We start from the raw sequence: 20,842 nt of genomic DNA on the forward strand, positions 1-20,842 counted from the left end.
ACCAAACAAGTAAAGTGGAACGAGCCGTTCAGGCTCTCTCGAAATACAAGAGTTTCTCTTAGGCTGTCGTCAGACAGACAAATAGAAACGAAGTATTTCAGAGGAGCCTGGCGAGTGAAACTAGAACAATGTTGGTCTAAGCGTATGCGGTGTTGTCAAACATGTGAGTGAGCAAGATCAGCTATCTAGTTTTCAGAGAACAAGGTTCTCTTACAATAGAAAAGAGTCATTGTGCGGTAATGATGGCGGGAAGGATCCACCTGTTCCCATTTCGAACACAGCCGTTAAGCTTCCCAGCGCCGAGGATAGTGAGGGGTTTCCCCTTGTGAAAGCAGGACGTTGCCGTGCAGCTCTTATCTTAATTCGGAGGTTTAGCTCAGTTGGGAGAGCATCTGCCTTACAAGCAGAGGGTCAGCGGTTCGAGCCCGTTAACCTCCATTTTTTCGAGACATTAGCTCAGTCGGTAGAGCATCTGACTTTTAATCAGAGGGTCGCAGGTTCGAACCCTGCATGTCTCATAACACGTTAAGTGTTAATTATATATGAAGATCACAACGCGGATGTGGCGGAATTGGCAGACGCACTAGATTTAGGATCTAGCGCTTCACGGCGTGGGGGTTCAAGTCCCTCCATCCGCATGTAGTTTCTTCAATTCATTTAATGCCGGCTTAGCTCAGTTGGTAGAGCAACTGATTTGTAATCAGTAGGTCGAGGGTTCGACTCCTTTAGCCGGCATCATTCAGCGGAAGTAGTTCAGTGGTAGAACATCACCTTGCCAAGGTGGGGGTCGCGGGTTCGAATCCCGTCTTCCGCTTGGTTTACTTTTTGGAGTAATCAAGCAATCGAATAATTTTGATCTACAAAGTTTTTCATACCCTGATATCAGCCGGGGTGGCGGAATTGGTAGACGCACAGGACTTAAAATCCTGCGGTGAGTTTTCACCGTGCCGGTTCGACTCCGGCCCTCGGCACTTAATTTAATAAGCACCCTTAGCTCAATTGGATAGAGTACCTGACTACGAATCAGGCGGTTAGAGGTTCGACTCCTCTAGGGTGCATTTAAAGACACGGGAAGTAGCTCAGCTTGGTAGAGCACTTGGTTTGGGACCAAGGGGTCGCAGGTTCGAATCCTGTCTTCCCGATTTCTTATGAAGAAAACACCGTTTATATTTTTCTTACATAGGATCATGGCGGTGTAGCTCAGCTGGCTAGAGCGTACGGTTCATACCCGTGAGGTCGTGGGTTCGACTCCCTCCGCCGCTATAATGGATATAGTTCGCGGACCTTTAGCTCAGTTGGTTAGAGCAGACGGCTCATAACCGTCCGGTCGCAGGTTCGAGTCCTGCAAGGTCCATTTACACTTTATATTATCGCGGGGTAGAGCAGCTGGCAGCTCGTCGGGCTCATAACCCGGAGGTCGCAGGTTCGAATCCTGTCCCCGCAATTGCCATTTTTGTAGTTGCTTCAGCAACGTACAGCCATGGTACAATCGAGCGAAACCTCTCAATGTTTCATCTAAATTTTTCATTCAAAAGGTCCCGTAGTGTAGCGGTTATCACGCCTGCCTGTCACGCAGGAGATCGCGGGTTCGATTCCCGTCGGGACCGTCTAACTTAATGCGGGTGTAGTTTAGTGGTAAAACCACAGCCTTCCAAGCTGTTGTCGCGAGTTCGATTCTCGTCACCCGCTTTTTGTTTGGGGCCTATAGCTCAGCTGGTTAGAGCGCACGCCTGATAAGCGTGAGGTCGGTGGTTCGAGTCCACTTAGGCCCATTTCGTATCAATATTATATTGGTATGGGGAAGTACTCAAGTGGCTGAAGAGGCGCCCCTGCTAAGGGTGTAGGTCGTTTACGCGGCGCGAGGGTTCAAATCCCTCCTTCTCCGTTCTTTAAAATTAATAGGCCCCTTGGTCAAGCGGTTAAGACACCGCCCTTTCACGGCGGTAACACGGGTTCGAATCCCGTAGGGGTCATTAGTGGATAACCACTAAAGTATAGAAGTATTTTTGGAGGATTACCCAAGTCCGGCTTAAGGGAACGGTCTTGAAAACCGTCAGGCGTGTAAAAGCGCGCGTGGGTTCGAATCCCACATCCTCCTTAACAAAAGGGTTATTGTAACAAAATGGTCCCGTAGTGTAGCGGTTATCACGCCTGCCTGTCACGCAGGAGATCGCGGGTTCGATTCCCGTCGGGACCGTTTTTGTATTGGCGCAGTAGCTCAGTTGGTAGAGCAACGGATTGAAGCTCCGTGTGTCGGCAGTTCGACTCTGTCCTGCGCCATTTAATGCTGCGAGTGTAGTTTAGTGGTAAAACTACAGCCTTCCAAGCTGTTGTCGCGAGTTCGATTCTCGTCACTCGCTTAAAAATCATGACTATTTAAAAAAGTGTTTCAACTCGATTAAGAGAGTTGAAACACTTTTTTTGCTATAGTGATTGATTTCTACCAATATAGGTCGATTCCTTAAATCTTACAGTCGATGTATCGAAAAATTATGAAGATTAAAGTGTTTTTTTAAAGCAGATAATACGGGTGACTTCTTCAAACCCCATCTGTAAATGATAGGCTGCGCTGACTGTATTGTTCAATTCACAATCGCTGGCAAACTCTTTACAGTTATTTTGTTTTGCCTAGAAATCGCAGGCAGAAAGCAGAATTTGAGCAATCCCTTTTCTGCGATGTTCTGAGAGGACATAAACGCCCTCCAAATAACCGACGGGCGTGGTCGATGTTTCTTCTACATAATCCATTCGGAGGGAGGCATGAGCAAACCCGATGGCTTCGTTTGCTTCCAGATACAGATAAATTATTTCAGATTCATTATGGGTGACTTGGGTAAATTCATGAGTCAGTTCTTCCTCTGTTGTTGATTGCCAGAGCTGGCTGGCTAATACTGCAGCAAGATGAACCGCGTTGATTGTCATTTCAGTCAGCATAAAGCTACACGCTCCTAAATGTTAAATTAATGAATGAAAAGAGTACCAATTGTAATAAGTATTAAATAATTGGCAGAGAAACAAAAAACAAAAAATAATGTCGTTTTATAAGAAGGGTGTTTCCACAGTATTGGCACCGTAACCATTGATATTAAAGAAATCAAACTCCACCAAGCATAATGAGGCCAGGTCATCATCAATGTGACAAAGTAGGTCATAATCAGTAAAGCAAGCATGAGTCTTTTAGAACGTATTTCTTGCCAGCTTGTTGCTTCTAATAAAAAAGCAGGGATCAGTAGTGGAACAACAATATAGAGGACTTGATTAGGAATAAACCCGGTATGGATATAAAAGCTGAAACTATTCAATAAGAAAGTTTTGAGCAGTGGTAAAAGAATAATGGATAATAAATCTAGTTTATAGTAAATAGACAGATACTTACCCTGAGCGAATAGAGTGTAACTGAAAAGCAGCAGCCCAGCGGTCAAAGAATGAACAAGCATGAAGTATGACAGGCACATCAGAATCAGAAATTCAGTGAGCCAGTACTGATTGATTAGTGCATCTTTTTTTAGTATAAAGTATCGGCGCATTTTGGATTCTATCGTCTGATTAAGTATGAGATAGAGATAAAAAACAAAAAATGAAAATAGATTAATTGAAGAATAGGGAGTAGCATAAATTGTACCAAATAATAAATAGAGTCCTGGAAGAGCAAATGATAAAAACAGCGGATTTTTAATAATGTTCAATGATTTCAATAGTTCTTTCCGTCCTTTAAAAGTCTTTTGCTTTATCATAACATAATTGATTTATTCTTATCTCAATATTCTCAATTTAAGAATGATTGTTTCATAATATTATGGTAAACTAGTATAGGTTTACAATGAATTCCCGATAGGACGGCCACAGACCTGGTCGGAAGCCTTGTAACCGATAATAATGTAGGGGGAATACTACAATGGAAGAAAGAAAATTATTTACCTCAGAATCTGTCTCTGAAGGTCACCCGGATAAAATTGCGGATCAGATTAGTGATGCTATTTTGGATGCTATATTAGAGAAAGATCCTGATGCTCGTGTTGCCTGTGAGACAATGGTCACAACCGGTTTAGTTTTAATTGCCGGTGAAATCAGAACCAATACTTACGTAGATATGCAGAAAATTGCGAGAGATACGATTAGAGAAATCGGTTATACACGTGCGAAGTATGGGTTTGATGCAGATACGTGTGCTGTGTTGGTTTCCATTGATGATCAGTCTCCGGATATATCTATCGGTGTAGATGATTCGGCAGAGTTTAAGGCAACAGACGGTGAAGATGAATTAAATAAAATCGGTGCAGGGGACCAAGGTTTGATGTTTGGATTTGCTTCAAACGAAACGCCTGAGTTAATGCCGTTACCGATATCGTTGAGTCATAAACTAACCAGAAGGATTGCTGAGATCAGAAAAACAGGAGTAGTCGGTTACTTGCGACCTGATGCAAAAGCTCAAGTCACAGTAGAATACGATGAACAAGATCAGCCAAAACGTATTGATGCAATAGTGGTTAGTACGCAGCATTCACCAGAAGTACCATACGAAACATTGAAACAGGACATTATCAATCATGTGATTAAAGAAGTCATTCCCGAAAAATGGCTGGATGAAGAGACGAAATACTATATTAATCCTACTGGTCGTTTTGTCGTAGGCGGACCTCAAGGAGACGCCGGTTTGACAGGACGTAAGATTATCGTAGATACGTATGGCGGATATGCTCGTCACGGCGGCGGTGCATTTTCAGGGAAAGATGCTACTAAAGTCGATCGTTCTGCTAGTTATGCAGCCAGATATATTGCTAAAAATCTAGTTGCTGCTGGTATTGCAGACAAAGCAGAAGTTCAGCTGGCCTACGCTATTGGGGTAGCTCATCCAGTTTCTATAGCCGTTGATACCTTCGGAACAGGAAAAGCAGCACATTCTGAAATCATTGAAGCAGTTCGTCAAGTATTTGACTTGAGACCAGCTGGTATTATCAAAATGCTGGATCTTCAAAGACCTATCTACAGACAAACAGCTGCTTACGGGCATTTCGGCAGAACAGATATTGAACTGCCATGGGAAAATACGGACAAAGCAGAACAGCTGAAAAAATTATTGTCCATTTAGAAAGCTGAATCATGCAGTAAAAAGACTGGAGCATAAGTGTTCTAGTCTTTTTCTGTTTTAAAAGAATCAACAATAAGATAGTTAATTCTTTCCATTTTGATTGGAATTTACTAAGATAGACAGATAAAGTGTCAATAGGAGTGAAAACATGCAAGTGCGTTTAGCAGAAGGTGTCACATTGAATATTATTCGAACAGACAAATTTAAAACAACTACGATCAAATTTAAATTCAAATCACTCTTAAGGACAAAAGATGTAACACCAAGGACATTGATATCTAATTTACTGAATACAAATAGTCTCCATTATCCAACACAAACTGATTTCAGAAAAGTCCTTTCAGATCTGTATGGAGCTTCTTTATCAACAGATGTTTCTAAAAAAGGAAATGTCCATATTCTCTCGTTAGATATGAGAGTCGTAAACGAACAATTTGTAGAGGAAAAAGATCTATTAGAAAAAGCACTTCTTTTTTTACAGAATATTTTATTCTATCCTAATGTATATGGAAAAGCTTTTCATCGTGAAACGACTGTAAGAGAAATCGAGAATCTTAGAGATGAGTATGAAGCCATTTATGATGATAAGCAAGACTATGCTTCTCTTAAATTGAATGAACTGACTTTTGATTCTGAAGCTCAAAAATTGCCATCTTTCGGTAGAGAATCTGATCTCCAAAAGATTACAGCAGAGGGAGTATATGAAGTCTATCAACAGATGCTTTCAAAGGATGAAATTGAAATTTTCGTATTAGGTGAAGTCGAAGAAGAAAAAATAAGAAAAGTTTTTGAAAAATTTGAATTTAACGATAGAGCCTTGAAGACCACTGAGCTCTTTTACCGCCATCCTGAAAATAATAATGTGAAAGAACAGACTGAGAAGCAGAGGATTACCCAGACAAAACTGAATCTTTCCTTTGTAACCGATATTTATTATCGTCAAGCAAGTTATTTACCAGGACTAATTGTCAATGGCCTTTTCGGAGGATATGCACATTCGAAACTCTTTGTAAATATCAGAGAAAAAGCGAGCCTCGCTTATTCGATTTCAAGTGGTTTAGATACATTCACCGGCACAATGTTTGTAGAAGCTGGAATTGAAGAGAGCAGAGCTGACGAAGTAGAGCGTATGATTTTAAAAGAGTTAGAAGATATTCGGCAAGGGAAGTTCAGCGATGATGCTTTAAACCAGACTAAAGCTTTATTGAAAAACGATTTCTATCAGTCTGAAGATAGTGCGAGCAGTCAGATTGAAAGACGATACGTAAGCAAACTAGCTGGGCTGCCGGAACTTGAGTTAGAAAAATGGATAGCAGATATTGATGCAGTCACTAAAGAAGAGGTTGCCGCGACTGCAAATCATATCTTCTATAAAGCAAAATTTTTATTAGCAGGGAAGGGTTAGTTTGGATATTATTCAGTACGATCACTTAAAAGAAACATTATATAAAGAAGTGCTGGCAAATGGTTTGACAGTATTTATGCTGCCGAAACAGGACTATTATAAAACTTATGCATTATTCAGTACAGATTTCGGATCGATAGATCAAGAATTCAAACCGCTCAATGATTCGAAGTTGATTCAGTTTCCAAATGGTATCGCTCATTTTCTAGAGCATAAGATGTTTGAAAAAGAAGAAGGGGATGTTTTCGATCGTTTTTCTAACCAGGGAGCTTCAGCGAATGCTTTCACTTCCTTTACAAATACAGGCTATTTATTCTCCAGTACCAGCCGATTAAAGGAGAATATTCATACTTTATTGGATTTTGTTCAAAAACCTTATTTTACTGACGAAACCGTTAAAAAAGAGAAAGGAATTATTGCACAAGAGATTCAAATGTATGATGATTTACCTGAATGGAGGGTATTGTTTGGATTATTAGAAAATTTATATCCGAATCATCCGGCCAGCATCGATATTGCCGGTACCGTTGAGAGCATACAGGACATTACGGCAGAGATGTTGTATCAGAACTATTCAACTTTTTATCATCCATGCAATATGCAGCTGTTTATTACTGGCAATATTGATCCTGAAGAGACTTTAAATTGGATAAAGGACAACCAAGCCTCAAAAGTATTTTCACCGCCTGAACCAATCATAAAAGCAGTGCCTGAAGACAGCAGTACAGTCTGTTCTTTTAATAAAATAGAAATGTCAGTAAACAAACCGAAAGTCTTGGTAGGTGTAAAGGGGAAGCAGCATAAATTAAAGGGAATAATGGCGCTGAAACAAGTGATTTTAATAGAATTTCTGCTGAAACTGTTATTTGGTGAAACCTCGTCAACCTACTTAAGACTTTATGATGAAGGGTTGATCGACGACAGTTTCGATTATGACTATACTTTTGAAAGAAGCTTTGATTATATCAGCGTTGGCGGTGATACTAAAGAACCGGATTTACTGGCTGATATTTTGCAAAACTTGCTGCAAAATGCTGCTGAGAATCCAGACTTAAATGAACGGCATTTTCAAACAGTTAAGAAAAGAAGTATTGGTCAAGTGCTGCAGTCATTAAATTCCTTAGAGTTTATTGCACATCGTTTCAGTGATCTGCAGTTTGGAGATGCTACGATTTTTGATGTTGTTCCTTTGATGGAAGAAATTCAATTGGATGAGGTTAAAAGTGTTGTGGCAAGTTACATGTTAAAAGAGTGTTTTTCAACGTTTCAAGTACTGCCGGAATCAGAGTAAGACGCTCAGCGATATGTAATGAAATCTTAAGGATTAACTGCTTTCATACGGGGAATCACCCTATACTCAATGTTTTTCGTATGGTATACTTTTAGAAATGAAACGTAGAAGGATGTTATATTTCTACTAGATATATGCGTTTTCTATAAAAGCATATTCAGAATCTTAAAAAAGTATTTTGAAGCAGAAGAACATTAAAAAATCAAACCATACAATATTATTATTTGTTATACTAAAAAAGACGGTTAATAGATGTTTATTTATCATGGTTCAACAAAGAAACAACATTAGGGTAGGTGACAAGGTTGAATGAAGTAGGCGAAAAGCTTAAAGATGCTAGAAAAGCCAAAGGATATACATTAGATGATTTACAACAAATGACGAAAATCCAAAAAAGATATTTGATCGCTGTTGAGGAGGGCAATTTAGATGTGTTGCCTGGAAATTTTTACGCTCGCGCATTCATCAAGCAATATGCTGATACTGTTGGGTTAAACGGAGAACAGCTGCTAAAAGAGCACTCTGGCATTCCAGATACCAAAGGGGAGGACTATACTGAAAAGGTTATAACAACTCAGACAAGGTCCAAGAAAAAGAGTAATGGGATGATGAATACCATTCAAGATAGTCTTCCCACCATACTGATTGTTTTACTGGTGCTTGCAATCGTTGTCGTGTTTTATATATTTGCCTTTAATAATTCCGGTGAAAATACGCAACCTGTTATCAATCAAGAAGAAACTGCTGATGACCAGGGTGTTGAAGTAGGAAGTAACGAAGAAGCTTCAAATGATGAATCAACCGGAAATGAATCTGAAGAAACAAATCAGAATGAACAATCTGACGAGACACCTAGTGACACAGAGACAGATGAAAATGCAGCTGAAGAGCAGCAAGAGGAAGAACAAGAAGAAGGATTGACGGTTTCTCAAGTTTCCAGTACTGGCGGAGAAACAACTTATTCTGTAACAGGTACTCAAACACCTGATCAAGAAATAACACTTTCTGCAGAAGGCGGAGATTCTTGGGTCAGTGTAACAGTCGACGGCACAACCGTTGACCAGCAGCTGCTTGAAGCCGGAGGTTCTCTAACAGCTCCATTAGGTGAAGGGATTCAAACCGTCACAGTCGTTATCGGTAATGCTGCGGTGACTTCTGTACAATTGAATGGTCAACCTGTTGAACCAGCTGAAGAATCTGCAAATGCAGTAAGACAAGAGCTTATATTTGAGTTTGAATAATTTTTAGAACATCCATGCAGATGAAAGACCGGGAGAGTAAGAAATTTTTAGGCTTATCTTTGGTCTTTCATTTGGATGCATAGGAGGACGTAATGAATTTACCGAATAAGTTAACCTTGCTCAGAATTTTTATGATACCGATTTTCATCTTATTAATTGTGCTGCCATGGAACTTGGGTACAATAGATGTATTGGGTTCTGTAATCGAATGGCGCTTGTTACTAGCAGCGATCATTTTTTCTGCAGCCAGCTTCACAGACTGGCTGGATGGTTATTTAGCCAGAAAAATGAATATAGTATCCAACTTCGGAAAATTTGCTGATCCATTAGCAGATAAAATGCTGGTTATGACAGCTTTGATTCTTTTGATAGAATTAGGTTTGGCACCTGCATGGGTCGTTGCAATCATTGTCTGCAGGGAATTAGCAGTTACCGGATTGAGACTGTTGCTAGTAGAGCAAGGCGGGACAGTGTTGGCGGCAGCTTGGCCGGGAAAAGTCAAAACAACTACACAGATGTTTGCCATAATCCTATTATTATTAAATAACTTTCCCTTTAATGGTATTGGGATACCCGTTGCAACGATTCTACTATACATCAGTCTGATTTTTACAATTTATTCTGGTGTTGATTATTTCAATAATGCCAAACATGTCTTCAAAGGAACATTTAATTCCTAATATACTGTGCATAATATATTATTTTTCAAGGTAAGTAGTCTAAGGATTGCTTGCCTTTTTTTGTAATCAAAAAAAGAGTGAGAACGTTCAGCTTATGATAAAATGATGACACGTATAGAAAGTTTCGCGACTTTCTCAATCGTTTGTCAGTATATATAGTAGGAGGATAATGATGAGAGCAGAAATTATTTCAATTGGAACAGAATTATTAATGGGCCAAGTAGTGAATACCAATGCGGCATTTTTGGCAAAAGAACTCTCTTTATTAGGCATTGAAGTTTACCATCAAGTAACCGTTGGAGATAATGCAGAGCGCTTGAAAGAAGCGATAGAGGTAGCAGAAGCTAGAGCAGATACGATTATTTTATCAGGCGGTCTGGGACCGACTGAAGACGATATTACAAAAAAGGTGGTATCTGAACATCTGGGTGTTGACCTTGTTCTTCATGAAGAAACAGAAAATAAGATTATCACCTATCACAAAAATTCAGATTTTGAAATGCCGGAGAACAACCAACTGCAAGCGCTTATGCTGATGGGATCTATTGCTCTGCCTAATGACACTGGTTTAGCAGTCGGCATGTTTCTTGAAAAAGAGAAAAACAGTTATGTACTGCTTCCCGGTCCGCCAGATGAACTGCAGCCGATGGTAAACAATCATTTAAAAAAGGTGTTAGTAGAGCAAGTGCTAAATGAGCATAAGCTAGTTTCTCGCGTAATAAGAATTTTCGGCATTACAGAAGCTAAGCTGGCTCTTGAACTTGAAGAAATGATTCAACAACAAACCAATCCTACTATTGCCATTTATGCAGAGAGTGGAGAGTTGACTGTTCGTGTAACGGCTAAAGGGGAAACTGAAGAAGAGTGTGAGAAGCTGCTCGACAAAGTCGCTTCATCCATTGAGGAGATCGTTGGTGAATACATTTTCGGTTACGGAGAAAACCGATTGTCGGATGTGGTCAAGGAGATTCTGATTGATCAGAAAAAGACAATTACAGCAGCAGAAAGTTTGACTGGTGGAGCATTTTTGAGCAGTATCTCTAGTAATCTAGCCGCCGGATCAGCATTTGAAGGCGGGATCGTAACGTACAGTGCAGAACAGAAAATTCAATCACTGGGTGTATCAAAAGAGATTGTTGAAGAATATGGCGTAGTCAGCGCTGAGTGTGCAATTGAAATGGCTGAAAAAGCTAAAGACATGTTTAGTGCTGATATTGCAGTTTCCTTGACAGGTGTAGCAGGACCCGGATCACTAGAAGGAAATATTCCTGGTACCGTTTGGATCGGTATTGCGCATAATGATGGAGAGTCTTTTGCCAAACATTATCACTTTGCGTATAGACGAAACAAGAATAGAAGACTGGCCGTACAGAATGCAATGGACCTGGTAAGACGAGTGTTGTTGGGACTTTCAGTTGAAAAGTCAGTCTATTTCGGAGAAGACAAGTCGAAAGAAAACTAGTAAAATGAATCAGAATTATTGCGAATGAATGTTCGATTTACTGTTGCTTTTTATATCTGAAAACAGTATAATATAGAAGTAGCAGAGAGAATACAGACTTGTAATTTTGCAGAAATTAAAAGAACTTTTCTTATTGATCTATATAGGTTTATAGGATGTCTCTCAGGTTCTGAATTAAACACAATTAAGAAGAATGAGTATAAGTATATAGTCCTGAATTAATAGGAGGAGAACTGATTAATGACAGATGATCGTAAAAAAGCGTTAGAAACTGCATTGAAGAAAATCGAGAAGAACTTTGGTAAAGGCTCCATCATGAAAATGGGAGAAAAAGTCGATACTCAAGTCAAAACGATTCCGAGTGGATCGCTGGCACTGGATGTAGCATTAGGAATAGGCGGATATCCTCGAGGTCGTATTATCGAAGTCTACGGTCCGGAAAGTTCCGGTAAAACCACGGTTGCTTTACATGCAATTGCTTCTGTACAAGCAAACGGCGGAATTGCAGCATTTATTGATGCCGAGCATGCGCTGGATCCTAAATATGCACGAGCATTAGGCGTAGACATTGACGAGCTTCTGCTATCTCAACCGGATACTGGCGAGCAAGCTCTTGAAATCGCTGATGCTTTAGTTTCTAGTGGTGCTGTAGATATGATCGTAGTCGACTCAGTTGCTGCACTAGTACCTCGTGCTGAGATTGATGGTGAGATGGGTGCTTCCCATGTTGGGTTGCAAGCCAGACTGATGTCACAAGCGCTTCGTAAATTATCTGGATCCATCAACAAGACGAAAACGATTGCCTTATTTATCAATCAGATCCGTGAAAAAGTCGGTGTAATGTTTGGAAATCCTGAAACAACCCCCGGTGGACGTGCGTTGAAATTCTATTCAACAATTCGTCTTGAAGTACGTCGTGGAGAATCAATCAAGTCCGGTAAAGACATGACTGGGAATAAAACAAAAATTAAAGTTGTTAAAAACAAGGTTGCACCACCATTCAAAGTGGCGCTTGTTGATATTATGTACGGTGAAGGGATTTCTCAAGTTGGAGAACTTGTCGATATGGGTGCAGATGCAGAAATTATTGATAAAGCCGGTGCATGGTATTCATATGGCGATGAACGAATTGGTCAAGGACGCGAGAACTCCAAACAATATCTGGTTGAACATCCAGAACTGTTAGCTGAGATTCAAAGAAAAGTCCGTGTAGCCTATGGTGTTGGAACTGAAGAAGAGGTGCGGATTGAAAATGAAGCAACTCAATCTGAAGGTGCCGCTGAAGTTGATAGTAATACTGATACTGAAGAAACTCATTCAGAACCAGAAACACTAGACGTTTAATCTGAATAAATTTATATACTACAGGATACGTCGGCCGAACCAGCTTGCGTATCCTGTTTTTGCAGGTCCCGAAAGAGATCGGTCTTGTTGAAAATATGCATATTTTAACGATTTTTCAAAAAATGACCGCAAATTCATTCTCTTTCTTCAAACTGTATTGACACAGTGACGGAAGACCTTTAAAATTAAATTGTCTGTTACAGTATTATGTTAAGAATAAATAAAGAATATCAGTATTATTCGTGTTCTTTAATAAAGGTCTGATTAACATAAGTAGTACCTGACTATTTTTATACATGAATAAAATGTAAAACTAAATAATGATACGGAGGTGACCAAATGACTCTATTTTACGTAATAGCCTTTGCCTTCGCTATCGTTACTTTAATAATCGGAATAGTTGCAGGAGCATATTTTAATAAAAAAAGCTTTGAAAAAAGACTAGCTGATTCAAGAAAAACAGCTGAGAATATCGTAGAAGATGCGAATAAAGAAGCTGAGACCTTGAAGAAAGAAGCGTTGCTGGAGGCAAAAGAGGAAATCCATTCTTACCGTACAGAAGTAGAATGGGAGTTGAAAGAACGACGCTCTGAAGTAGCTCGTCAAGAAAATCGTTTGGACCAGAGAGAAGATAACTTAGAACGTAAAGCTAATACCATGGATAAAAGGGAAAGTGCTTTACAGAGCAGAGAAGATCGATTAAACAGCAAACAGAAAACGATCGAAGAACTTGAAAGAAAAGCGGATGAACTGATTGAACAGCAAGAAGAAAAACTGCATTCAATCGCAGCTTTATCTCAAGAAGAAGCAAAATCTATCGTATTATCCAACACTGAAAAAGATCTATCTCGAGAGTTAGCAATTATGGTTAAACAATATGAAGACAAAGCGAAAACAGAAGCAGACCGCAGAGCTAAGAACTTGATTACTCAAGCAATCCAGCGTTCTGCAGCTGATAAAGTCACGGAAACGACAGTCAGTGTAATCAATCTTCCAAATGATGATATGAAAGGTCGTATTATCGGTAGAGAGGGACGTAATATTCGTACGCTGGAAAGTCTGACAGGAATGGATCTTATTATTGATGATACACCAGAAGCAGTAGTTCTGAGCGGATTTGATCCTATTCGACGCGAGACTGCAAAAATGGCTCTTGAAAAACTGATCTCTGATGGACGTATCCATCCAGGCCGTATTGAAGAAGCTGTTGAGAAGTCACGTAAAGAAATGGATGAGCGCATCCGAGAAATCGGAGAAGAGGCTGTCTTTGAATTAGGTATTCATTCGATTCACCCTGATTTAATTAAAATCATCGGACGCTTACACTTTAGAACTAGTTACGGTCAAAATGTGTTGAACCACTCAATTGAAGTTGCAAAAGTAGCTGGTGTTATGGCAGCAGAGCTAGGAGAAGATATTCAATTAGCTAAACGTGCTGGATTACTACATGATATCGGTAAAGCTTTAGACAGTGAAGTTGAAGGCTCTCACGTTGAGATCGGTGCACAAATTGCAATGAAATATCAAGAAAATGAAACGGTTATTAACGCCATTGCTTCTCACCACGGTGATGTCGAAGCAAGTTCAATTATTGCGGTATTAATAGAAGCAGCAGATTCCATCTCTGCCGCAAGACCTGGCGCTAGAAGCGAATCTCTGGAAAACTACTTGCAAAGACTTGAAAACCTTGAACGAATCTCTAACAGTTTCGAAGGGGTTAAAGAAAGCTATGCTATTCAAGCAGGTAGAGAAGTTCGTATTATAGTAAGACCGGATCAGCTTGATGATAGCATGTCTGCCAAACTAGCACGCAGTGTTCGTCAACAAATTGAAGAAGATATGGACTATCCGGGCCACATTAAAGTAACGGTAATCCGCGAAACGCGTGCCGTTGAATACGCAAAATAATATTAATAGAATGATTCGAAAACTAGAGCAGCTTCCAGCGCTCTAGTTTTTTTGTGCGTTTTCTGCAAATCTTTTTTATAGCAAAAAACCGACAACTCATTAGAGTGCCGGTAGTTAGCAGTATCCTGGTTTACTGTATACAATTTATTAAATAAACAATCTACAGTTTACTGTTGAACAAAAGCTTTAAAGATATAACGTACGACCGGACCCATAATAATAATCTGCAGCGGAGCTGCTACAATATGTTTTTTACCGAATATCACAAGAAAATCTAGTATCATCGAATCTGAAACAGGACTTACATGAATATAAGTAGTGATGAGTCCGTAAATTGACATAAAAAAGGCCATTCCAAGCACCATAAAAATGGATATTGCTAAAATCTTATGCAAAGGTTTTTCTGTTTGTTCAGTCAACTTCAAAGCGATTTTTTTTGCATTAGGTCCAACGACAAATATATCGAGCAGTAACGCAATGACATATCCGACGACAAGTTCTAAGGTAGTTTCCATAAAAGTCATCTGACCTAATATCCCATTTAAATATAGATTGTAAAGTGACATGACTAGTACCATGCCAAAACACATAATCATTCCAAAAATGATGGATTCTTTCTTTGTTGCAGGCATTTATACATTCCTCTTCTCAAATCATTTCATCAGTATACTTGATTTGTGAGCAGCTTCGTAAGTAAAAGTCTGATGAGAATTTTTAAATATAACAGAAATGACAAGCTTTAAGGGTCATACTCCAAAATAATGATATTTAAAGATAAAAGAGATGGCTGATTCACTTTGATTTATACAGCAGAATACTGGTAAAATAGGAAGTACCTAATGGAGAAGAGGAATAGCAGTGAAAGTATTGTTTATTGGAGATGTTGTAGGGTCGATGGGTCGCGAGATGATTCAAGACTATGTACCAAAGTTAAAAAATAAATTCAAACCGCAAGCGACTATAGTAAATGGTGAGAATGCTGGCGCTGGCGGCAGAGGAATTACTGAAAAGATCTATAAAGAGTTTCTCCAGTGCGGCGTGGATGCTGTTACGATGGGCAATCATACATGGGATAAAAGAGAAATCTTTGAGTTTATAGATGATGCAAAGAAATTGATTCGTCCAGCAAACTATCCAGCAGCTGCTGATGTTCCTGGAAAAGGCATTGCTTACATCAAAATCAATCAACAAGAGTTGGCTGTGATCAACTTGCACGGGCGCACATTTATGGGAGATTTTGAAGATCCTTTTAGAGTCGGAGAACAGCTTGTTGAAGAAGCAAAGAAACGGACTCCTCATATTCTGATTGACTTTCATGCAGAGGCAACCAGCGAAAAAGAAGCGATGGGATGGTTTATGGATGGTAAAGCATCCGCTGTCGTCGGTACGCATACACATGTCCAGACTAATGACCAGAGAATTTTATCGTCTGGTACTGGTTATATGACGGATGTCGGCATGACAGGATTTTATGATGGAATCCTGGGCATGAAAAAAGGACCGATACTGAATAAATTTTTAACTCAGCTTCCCAATCGGTTTGAAGTGCCGGAAAACGGTCGAAAACGGCTGAATGGCTGCTTTATAGAATTCGATAATCAGACAGGGAAGACCAAACATATTGAATCTATTCGTATTGATGATGATCACCCTTTTGACCTTTAAACCGCAATCGATCCATTAAAAGTGATAAAGAAAAGTTAGATAAAAGGAGTGAGGCAGCATGCCTCAAGTAACAAAACATACCCCAATGATGCAGCAGTACTTAACGATCAAAGAACAGTATCCGGATGTTTATTTATTTTACCGGCTAGGTGATTTTTACGAACTGTTTTTTGATGATGCTGTGGAAGTGGCTCAGATATTAGAGCTGACATTGACCAGCAGAAATAAAAATGCTGCTGAACAAATCCCAATGTGCGGAGTGCCGCATCATTCAGCTCAACGCTATATCAATATACTGATCGAAATGGGGCATAAAGTGGCGATCTGCGAGCAAGTTGAAGACGCAAAAGAAGCCAAAGGAATGGTTAAACGAGAAGTCGTACAAGTGATTACTCCAGGGACAGTGATGAATGCTGCTTCCGTAGAAGCAAAAGAAAACAATTATATTGCAGCTGTTTTAGAAACGGATAACACTTACAGCTTTGCTTATGCGGATCTTACTACTGGAGAGCTGAAAACAGCGCTGCTGCATACCCAAGAAGAAGTGAGAACGGAACTGCAGTCCTTAAAAATAAAAGAAGTTGTATTTGAAAAAGAAAATCAACCTGATTTTCAAGAAAATTTAAAGACTCAGCTGGAACTGGTTATCTCATACAGCAAAGTGAACAAAGAATCAGAGTCCTTTGATTATTTGAAGAAAAAGTGTGAATCTGTGCAGTTGCATGCGGTCATTGATTTACTGCTGTCTTATCTGTCGAGCACGCAAATGCGGAGTTTAGATCATCTCCAGGCAGCTGAGCAATACGAGATTTCACACTTTTTAGTATATGGACAAGAGGCACGCAGAAATCTTGAGCTATCGACTTCTCTAAGAGACGGGACAAAAAAAGGAACACTGCTTTGGTTATTAGATGAAACTAAAACAGCAATGGGCGGAAGAATGTTAAGACAATGGCTGGAAAAGCCGCTGATCTCGAAAACAGCTATTGAAGCAAGACTAGATATTGTCGGTGTACTGATGGATCACTTCTTCGAACGGACTGATTTATCAGATTGTTTAAAACAGATTTATGACCTGGAGCGATTGGCGGGAAGAGTTGCTTTTGGATCTGTCAATGCACGAGATCTGATTCAATTAAAACAGTCATTGAATCAGATTCCTTCTTTAATGGCGATCATTCACTCGATGAATGATCAGCGTGAGTGGGATCATTTATTAGAAAAAATCGATCCGGTTGAAGAAGTTGCAGAATTAATTGAACAAGCGATCGAAGAGGAACCGCCGCTGTCTGTGACAGATGGTGAAATCATCAAAATGGGTTACCATGAGCAGTTGGATGAATATAAAGATGCGATGATCAATGGTAAAAAATGGCTTGCCGGTCTGGAGGCCAGCGAGCGAGAAGAAACCGGAATCAAGAATCTTAAAATTGGTTTTAATAAAGTGTTCGGCTACTTTATAGAAGTAACAAAAGCCAATGTGGATAAAATTGATAATGAACGCTATGAGAGAAAACAGACGCTTACAAATGCAGAACGATACAGCACGCCGGAATTAAAAGATAAAGAATCCTTGATTCTGGAAGCAGAAGAAAAGTCAAAAGCATTGGAATATGCTCTTTTTGCTGAAGTAAGAGAGCAAGTCAAAACCCATATCGACCGCTTGCAGCGTCTAGCTAAAATCGTAGCGGAAATTGACAGTCTGCAGTCGTTTGCAGTCATAAGCGAAATGTATAATTACACAAGACCCGAATTTAATACTGCTTCGCAAGATATTATGATTAAAGAAGGACGCCATCCAGTCGTTGAAAAAGTCATGAAAGAACAAAAGTATGTACCCAATGATGTTGAATTAAGAGAGGGTACAGATGTTTTGCTGATCACAGGTCCGAATATGTCAGGGAAGAGCACATACATGCGCCAACTGGCTCTAACGGTCATTATGGCACAAATGGGCTGTTTTGTACCAAGCCTGTCAGCTGAACTTCCTATATTCGATCGCATTTTTACTAGAATCGGTGCAATGGATGATTTGATTGGTGGACAAAGTACATTTATGGTGGAGATGATGGAAACAAATCATGCTTTAGCATATGCTACTTCAAAAAGTCTTTTGTTATTTGATGAGATCGGACGCGGAACAGCGACTTATGATGGAATGGCTTTAGCAGAAGCGATTATTGAATATGTTCATGACAATATCGGTGCAAAAACCCTTTTTTCAACACATTATCACGAGTTGACAGTACTGGATGAACGCTTAACGAAACTGAAGAATATTCATGTAGGAGCCGTCGAAGAAAACGGTAAATTGGTCTTCTTGCATAAAATGCTGGAAGGACCGGCTGATAAAAGTTATGGCGTACAAGTCGCCAAGCTGGCAGGGTTGCCTGATTCCTTGATTGAGCGTGCTGATGCCATATTGACGCACCTTGAGGACCAGAAGGACGAGTTATTTGAAACTGTTAGACCAAGCGTTGAAGTTGAGCAGAATCAACCTTATGAAATAGAAGAACTAAAAGAGAAAAATAAAAAAGCAGAAAATATAGACAACACGGTTGATGAACAGCTGACGTTGTTTACTACAGCTGAATCAGAAGTTGAAGAGTCTGTGATTCAAGAATTGAAACAGACAAATTTATTAAACTTAACACCGCTTGAAGCCATCAATCTGCTCAACCAGCTGCAGAGCCAGTTGAAAAAGTAGATCAATGTGTATTAGACCACTTTTAAATAGAGAGGGGGGCGCAAAATGAGTGCAATTAAAATCATGTCTGCTACACTAGCTAATCAAATTGCCGCGGGAGAAGTGATCGAAAGACCCGCTTCAGTTGTTAAAGAGCTAGTGGAAAATGCGATTGATGCAAACAGCAGTCGAATTGATATTACAGTTGAAGAAGCGGGCTTGAAAAAAATACAAGTTACAGATGATGGAGAAGGTATCCATTCTCTGGAGGTCGAATCTGCTTTTGAACGCCACGCTACAAGCAAATTGATTTCCAATGAAGATCTTTTTCGTATTCGAACACTTGGATTTAGAGGAGAAGCGCTGCCCAGTATTGCCTCTGTTTCGATGATCTCAATCGAAACCGCCCAACAAGATCAGCCGGGCAGGGCTTTATCTCTAAAAGGCGGAGAAGTCGTAGACAACAAGCCGGCTGTATCACGAAGAGGAACAACGATCAAAGTAGAGCAGCTGTTTTATAATACGCCTGCTCGTCTTAAATATGTTAAGACGTTGAAAACAGAATTGGCCCATATCAGCGATACAGTGAACAGACTGGCATTGGCACATCCTGAAATCAGTTTTCGGTTAGTCAGCGACCAAGCGGTTCTGCTGAAGACTTCAGGAAATGGAGATGTTCGTCAAGCGGTTGCGGGTGTTTACGGAGTGCAGACAGCCAAAAAAATGAAGCCGATCACAGCAGAAAACTTTGATTTTAAGGTGAGCGGTTATATCTCATTGCCGGAATTGACTAGAGCCAGTAAATCCTACCTGACGCTTATTGTGAATGGGCGACATATTAAAAATTATAGTCTGGCCCAAGCTATTGTTGATGGTTACGGGTCAAAACTCATGGTAGGAAGATACCCGATAGCAGTTATTAATTTAGATATGGATCCGCTGCTATTGGATGTGAATGTGCATCCAACCAAGCAGCAGGTTCGTATCAGTAATGAAAAAGCGTTAAGTGAATTGATCAAACAAGCTGTAAAAGCAGTTATGGATCAGGAACAGAGAATCCCGAATGCTTTGAACAATATTTATTCCAGTAAAAGAAAATCCGAAGACTATAAGCTGGAGCAGACAGTGCTGGATTGGAATAGTCGCTCAGAAGTCCAAGAAACCAACCGAATCAAGGCAGATATCATAAATGCTGAGAATCAGACCATGCCGGCAGAACCGTCAGATGATGGAGAATCAATAGAAGTTGCGCTGAACAAATTAGACTCAAAATCAGATAATCTGAAAGAACCAATGAAGTCAGAACCTAACGAACGACGTGCTTCAACTTTTGAAAGAGAATCTGAGGAGATATATACTGCTCAAGCAACATACAGTGGTAGAACAAGCGAACCGCTTATTGATCAGGCACATGATGTAGAGTCGCCGCTTCAGACGGCCAATAAGACGCTGAAAGAAGCAGAGGCGAGTCAAACATTCCCACTGCTTGAGTATGTAGGTCAAATGCATGGAACGTATCTGTTCGCTCAGAATGAAGAAGGGCTCTATATTATTGATCAGCATGCTGCTCAAGAACGAATCAAGTATGAATATTACAGAAAAGAAATTGAACATCAAGGAACTGCCAAACAAGAACTGTTGGTTCCAATCGTTTTAGAATATCCTTCAAATGATGCCATTACCATAAAAGAAAATCTAGATAAACTGGCACAAGCCGGGGTAGAACTAGAGGGGTTCGGTCAAAATAGTTTTCTGGTCCGTCACCATCCAACATGGTTCAAATCTGGACAAGAGGAGTCTATTATTAGAGAAATGATCGATTTTTTACTGGAAACAAAAGAGTTGTCGATCGCAAAATTCAGAGAAGCTACAGCCATTATGATGAGCTGCAAACGATCCATCAAGGCTAATCATTATCTGACACCGATGGAGGCAAGGGCATTGCTTGAAGACTTGAAACAAACTAAAAATCCATACAATTGTCCGCATGGCCGTCCAGTTTTAGTGAAACTGACAAACAAAGATATGGAGAAAATGTTTAAAAGGATTCAGGATCCGCATTAATCAAGCG

General features: G+C 39.9%; 14 protein-coding genes, 20 tRNA genes, 1 rRNA gene and 1 riboswitch. Of the genes, 32 read left to right on the plus strand and 3 right to left on the minus strand.

Translation table 11 applies throughout. The features are described 5' to 3' along the window. Positions 1–232: 232 nt before the first annotated feature. The 21 genes from rrf (at position 233) to B6F02_RS04015 (ending at position 2,360) form a co-directional block, all read left to right on the plus strand. Positions 233–348 (plus strand): 5S ribosomal RNA (gene rrf, locus B6F02_RS03915). 17 nt (positions 349–365) lie between these two features. Beyond that, positions 366–438: transfer RNA gene (locus B6F02_RS03920), tRNA-Val, on the plus strand. 7 nt (positions 439–445) lie between these two features. After that, positions 446–518 (plus strand) — tRNA-Lys (locus tag B6F02_RS03925). Between the two features lie 38 nt (positions 519–556). After that, positions 557–638: transfer RNA gene (locus B6F02_RS03930), tRNA-Leu, on the plus strand. A 24-nt stretch (positions 639–662) separates the two neighbouring features. Next, positions 663–735, plus strand: a tRNA-Thr gene (locus B6F02_RS03935). 7 nt (positions 736–742) lie between these two features. Beyond that, positions 743–814, plus strand: a tRNA-Gly gene (locus tag B6F02_RS03940). A gap of 71 nt (positions 815–885) precedes the next feature. After that, positions 886–971: transfer RNA gene (locus B6F02_RS03945), tRNA-Leu, on the plus strand. 13 nt (positions 972–984) lie between these two features. After that, positions 985–1,058: transfer RNA gene (locus B6F02_RS03950), tRNA-Arg, on the plus strand. Positions 1,059–1,068: 10 nt separating this feature from the next. Then, positions 1,069–1,142 (plus strand) — tRNA-Pro (locus tag B6F02_RS03955). Between the two features lie 47 nt (positions 1,143–1,189). Next, positions 1,190–1,263, plus strand: a tRNA-Met gene (locus B6F02_RS03960). Positions 1,264–1,280: 17 nt separating this feature from the next. Next, a tRNA-Ile gene (locus tag B6F02_RS03965) sits at positions 1,281–1,354 on the plus strand. A gap of 17 nt (positions 1,355–1,371) precedes the next feature. Continuing rightward, positions 1,372–1,444: transfer RNA gene (locus B6F02_RS03970), tRNA-Met, on the plus strand. A 90-nt stretch (positions 1,445–1,534) separates the two neighbouring features. Then, positions 1,535–1,607, plus strand: a tRNA-Asp gene (locus B6F02_RS03975). Between the two features lie 11 nt (positions 1,608–1,618). Next, positions 1,619–1,689, plus strand: a tRNA-Gly gene (locus B6F02_RS03980). Positions 1,690–1,698: 9 nt separating this feature from the next. Beyond that, positions 1,699–1,772, plus strand: a tRNA-Ile gene (locus B6F02_RS03985). A 25-nt stretch (positions 1,773–1,797) separates the two neighbouring features. Next, positions 1,798–1,885: transfer RNA gene (locus B6F02_RS03990), tRNA-Ser, on the plus strand. 16 nt (positions 1,886–1,901) lie between these two features. Further along, positions 1,902–1,973, plus strand: a tRNA-Glu gene (locus B6F02_RS03995). Between the two features lie 35 nt (positions 1,974–2,008). Further along, positions 2,009–2,098, plus strand: a tRNA-Ser gene (locus B6F02_RS04000). 26 nt (positions 2,099–2,124) lie between these two features. Then, a tRNA-Asp gene (locus B6F02_RS04005) sits at positions 2,125–2,197 on the plus strand. Positions 2,198–2,207: 10 nt separating this feature from the next. Then, positions 2,208–2,280, plus strand: a tRNA-Phe gene (locus B6F02_RS04010). A 9-nt stretch (positions 2,281–2,289) separates the two neighbouring features. Then, a tRNA-Gly gene (locus tag B6F02_RS04015) sits at positions 2,290–2,360 on the plus strand. A 268-nt stretch (positions 2,361–2,628) separates the two neighbouring features. Here the strand turns inward: B6F02_RS04015 and B6F02_RS04020 are convergent. Together B6F02_RS04020 and B6F02_RS04025 are read right to left on the minus strand one after the other, a co-directional pair. Next, positions 2,629–2,934 carry a GNAT family N-acetyltransferase gene (locus B6F02_RS04020; protein ID WP_218672166.1) on the minus strand — a complete coding sequence of 102 codons (306 nt, stop codon included), beginning with the start codon at positions 2,932–2,934 and terminating at the stop codon, positions 2,629–2,631. 26 nt (positions 2,935–2,960) lie between these two features. Further along, positions 2,961–3,695 (minus strand): hypothetical protein, encoded by a 735-nt coding sequence (locus B6F02_RS04025; RefSeq protein ID WP_080146092.1) that lies wholly within the window; start codon positions 3,693–3,695, stop codon positions 2,961–2,963. Positions 3,696–3,810: 115 nt separating this feature from the next. Continuing rightward, positions 3,811–3,898: riboswitch (SMK box riboswitch) on the plus strand. On the opposite strand from B6F02_RS04025, the gene metK reads away from it, so the two are divergent. The 8 genes from metK (at position 3,896) to rny (ending at position 14,420) form a co-directional block, all read left to right on the plus strand. Next, on the plus strand, positions 3,896–5,089 hold the full coding sequence (metK, locus tag B6F02_RS04030; RefSeq protein WP_080146093.1) for a methionine adenosyltransferase: 1,194 nt from the start codon (positions 3,896–3,898) through the stop codon (positions 5,087–5,089). It overlaps the preceding riboswitch by 3 nt. Before the next feature lie 148 nt (positions 5,090–5,237). Continuing rightward, positions 5,238–6,494 (plus strand): EF-P 5-aminopentanol modification-associated protein YfmF, encoded by a 1,257-nt coding sequence (gene yfmF / locus B6F02_RS04035; protein WP_080146094.1) that lies wholly within the window; start codon positions 5,238–5,240, stop codon positions 6,492–6,494. A gap of 1 nt (position 6,495) precedes the next feature. Next, positions 6,496–7,785 (plus strand): EF-P 5-aminopentanol modification-associated protein YfmH, encoded by a 1,290-nt coding sequence (gene yfmH / locus B6F02_RS04040; protein ID WP_080146095.1) that lies wholly within the window; start codon positions 6,496–6,498, stop codon positions 7,783–7,785. Positions 7,786–8,081: 296 nt separating this feature from the next. Continuing rightward, positions 8,082–9,026, plus strand: a complete 945-nt coding sequence (locus B6F02_RS04045) for a helix-turn-helix domain-containing protein (protein WP_256864644.1) — start codon at positions 8,082–8,084, stop codon at positions 9,024–9,026. Between the two features lie 92 nt (positions 9,027–9,118). Beyond that, complete coding sequence (gene pgsA / locus B6F02_RS04050; protein WP_080146097.1) at positions 9,119–9,706, plus strand: CDP-diacylglycerol--glycerol-3-phosphate 3-phosphatidyltransferase; 588 nt, start codon at positions 9,119–9,121, stop codon at positions 9,704–9,706. 172 nt (positions 9,707–9,878) lie between these two features. Then, a complete protein-coding gene (locus B6F02_RS04055) occupies positions 9,879–11,168 on the plus strand; it encodes a competence/damage-inducible protein A (RefSeq protein ID WP_080146098.1) in 1,290 nt (429 codons plus the stop codon). Positions 11,169–11,408: 240 nt separating this feature from the next. After that, on the plus strand, positions 11,409–12,512 hold the full coding sequence (gene recA / locus B6F02_RS04060) for a recombinase RecA (protein ID WP_080146099.1): 1,104 nt from the start codon (positions 11,409–11,411) through the stop codon (positions 12,510–12,512). 339 nt (positions 12,513–12,851) lie between these two features. Further along, positions 12,852–14,420 (plus strand): ribonuclease Y, encoded by a 1,569-nt coding sequence (rny, locus tag B6F02_RS04065; RefSeq protein ID WP_080146100.1) that lies wholly within the window; start codon positions 12,852–12,854, stop codon positions 14,418–14,420. Positions 14,421–14,587: 167 nt separating this feature from the next. Here rny and B6F02_RS04070 read toward each other — a convergent pair whose 3' ends face one another. Beyond that, on the minus strand, positions 14,588–15,052 hold the full coding sequence (locus B6F02_RS04070; protein ID WP_080146101.1) for a DUF2798 domain-containing protein: 465 nt from the start codon (positions 15,050–15,052) through the stop codon (positions 14,588–14,590). Between the two features lie 226 nt (positions 15,053–15,278). Here B6F02_RS04070 and B6F02_RS04075 point away from each other — a divergent pair, with 226 nt between their 5' ends. From B6F02_RS04075 to mutL, 3 genes are read left to right on the plus strand one after another with little or no spacing between them, the layout of a single operon-like run. Beyond that, positions 15,279–16,085 (plus strand): TIGR00282 family metallophosphoesterase, encoded by an 807-nt coding sequence (locus tag B6F02_RS04075; protein WP_080146102.1) that lies wholly within the window; start codon positions 15,279–15,281, stop codon positions 16,083–16,085. Between the two features lie 58 nt (positions 16,086–16,143). Beyond that, positions 16,144–18,792 (plus strand): DNA mismatch repair protein MutS, encoded by a 2,649-nt coding sequence (mutS, locus tag B6F02_RS04080; RefSeq protein WP_080146103.1) that lies wholly within the window; start codon positions 16,144–16,146, stop codon positions 18,790–18,792. Between the two features lie 45 nt (positions 18,793–18,837). Beyond that, positions 18,838–20,835, plus strand: a complete 1,998-nt coding sequence (gene mutL / locus B6F02_RS04085; RefSeq protein WP_080146104.1) for a DNA mismatch repair endonuclease MutL — start codon at positions 18,838–18,840, stop codon at positions 20,833–20,835. Positions 20,836–20,842 lie beyond the last annotated feature (7 nt).

The sequence above is a fragment of the Marinilactibacillus piezotolerans genome, from assembly GCF_900169305.1.
GTDB classification, from domain to species: Bacteria; Bacillota; Bacilli; order Lactobacillales; family Carnobacteriaceae_A; genus Marinilactibacillus; species Marinilactibacillus piezotolerans_A.

Bases quoted from the DNA above. Each gene is read 5' to 3' on its own strand.
- metK (WP_080146093.1), top strand. From the start codon at position 3,896: ATGGAAGAAAGAAAATTATTTACCTCAGAATCTGTCTCTGAAGGTCAC.
- mutL (WP_080146104.1), top strand. From the start codon at position 18,838: ATGAGTGCAATTAAAATCATGTCTGCTACACTAGCTAATCAAATTGCC.
- rny (WP_080146100.1), top strand. From the start codon at position 12,852: ATGACTCTATTTTACGTAATAGCCTTTGCCTTCGCTATCGTTACTTTA.
- B6F02_RS04055 (WP_080146098.1), top strand. From the start codon at position 9,879: ATGAGAGCAGAAATTATTTCAATTGGAACAGAATTATTAATGGGCCAA.
- recA (WP_080146099.1), top strand. From the start codon at position 11,409: ATGACAGATGATCGTAAAAAAGCGTTAGAAACTGCATTGAAGAAAATC.
- B6F02_RS04020 (WP_218672166.1), bottom strand. From the start codon at position 2,934: ATGCTGACTGAAATGACAATCAACGCGGTTCATCTTGCTGCAGTATTA.
- yfmF (WP_080146094.1), top strand. From the start codon at position 5,238: ATGCAAGTGCGTTTAGCAGAAGGTGTCACATTGAATATTATTCGAACA.
- mutS (WP_080146103.1), top strand. From the start codon at position 16,144: ATGCCTCAAGTAACAAAACATACCCCAATGATGCAGCAGTACTTAACG.
- pgsA (WP_080146097.1), top strand. From the start codon at position 9,119: ATGAATTTACCGAATAAGTTAACCTTGCTCAGAATTTTTATGATACCG.
- B6F02_RS04070 (WP_080146101.1), bottom strand. From the start codon at position 15,052: ATGCCTGCAACAAAGAAAGAATCCATCATTTTTGGAATGATTATGTGT.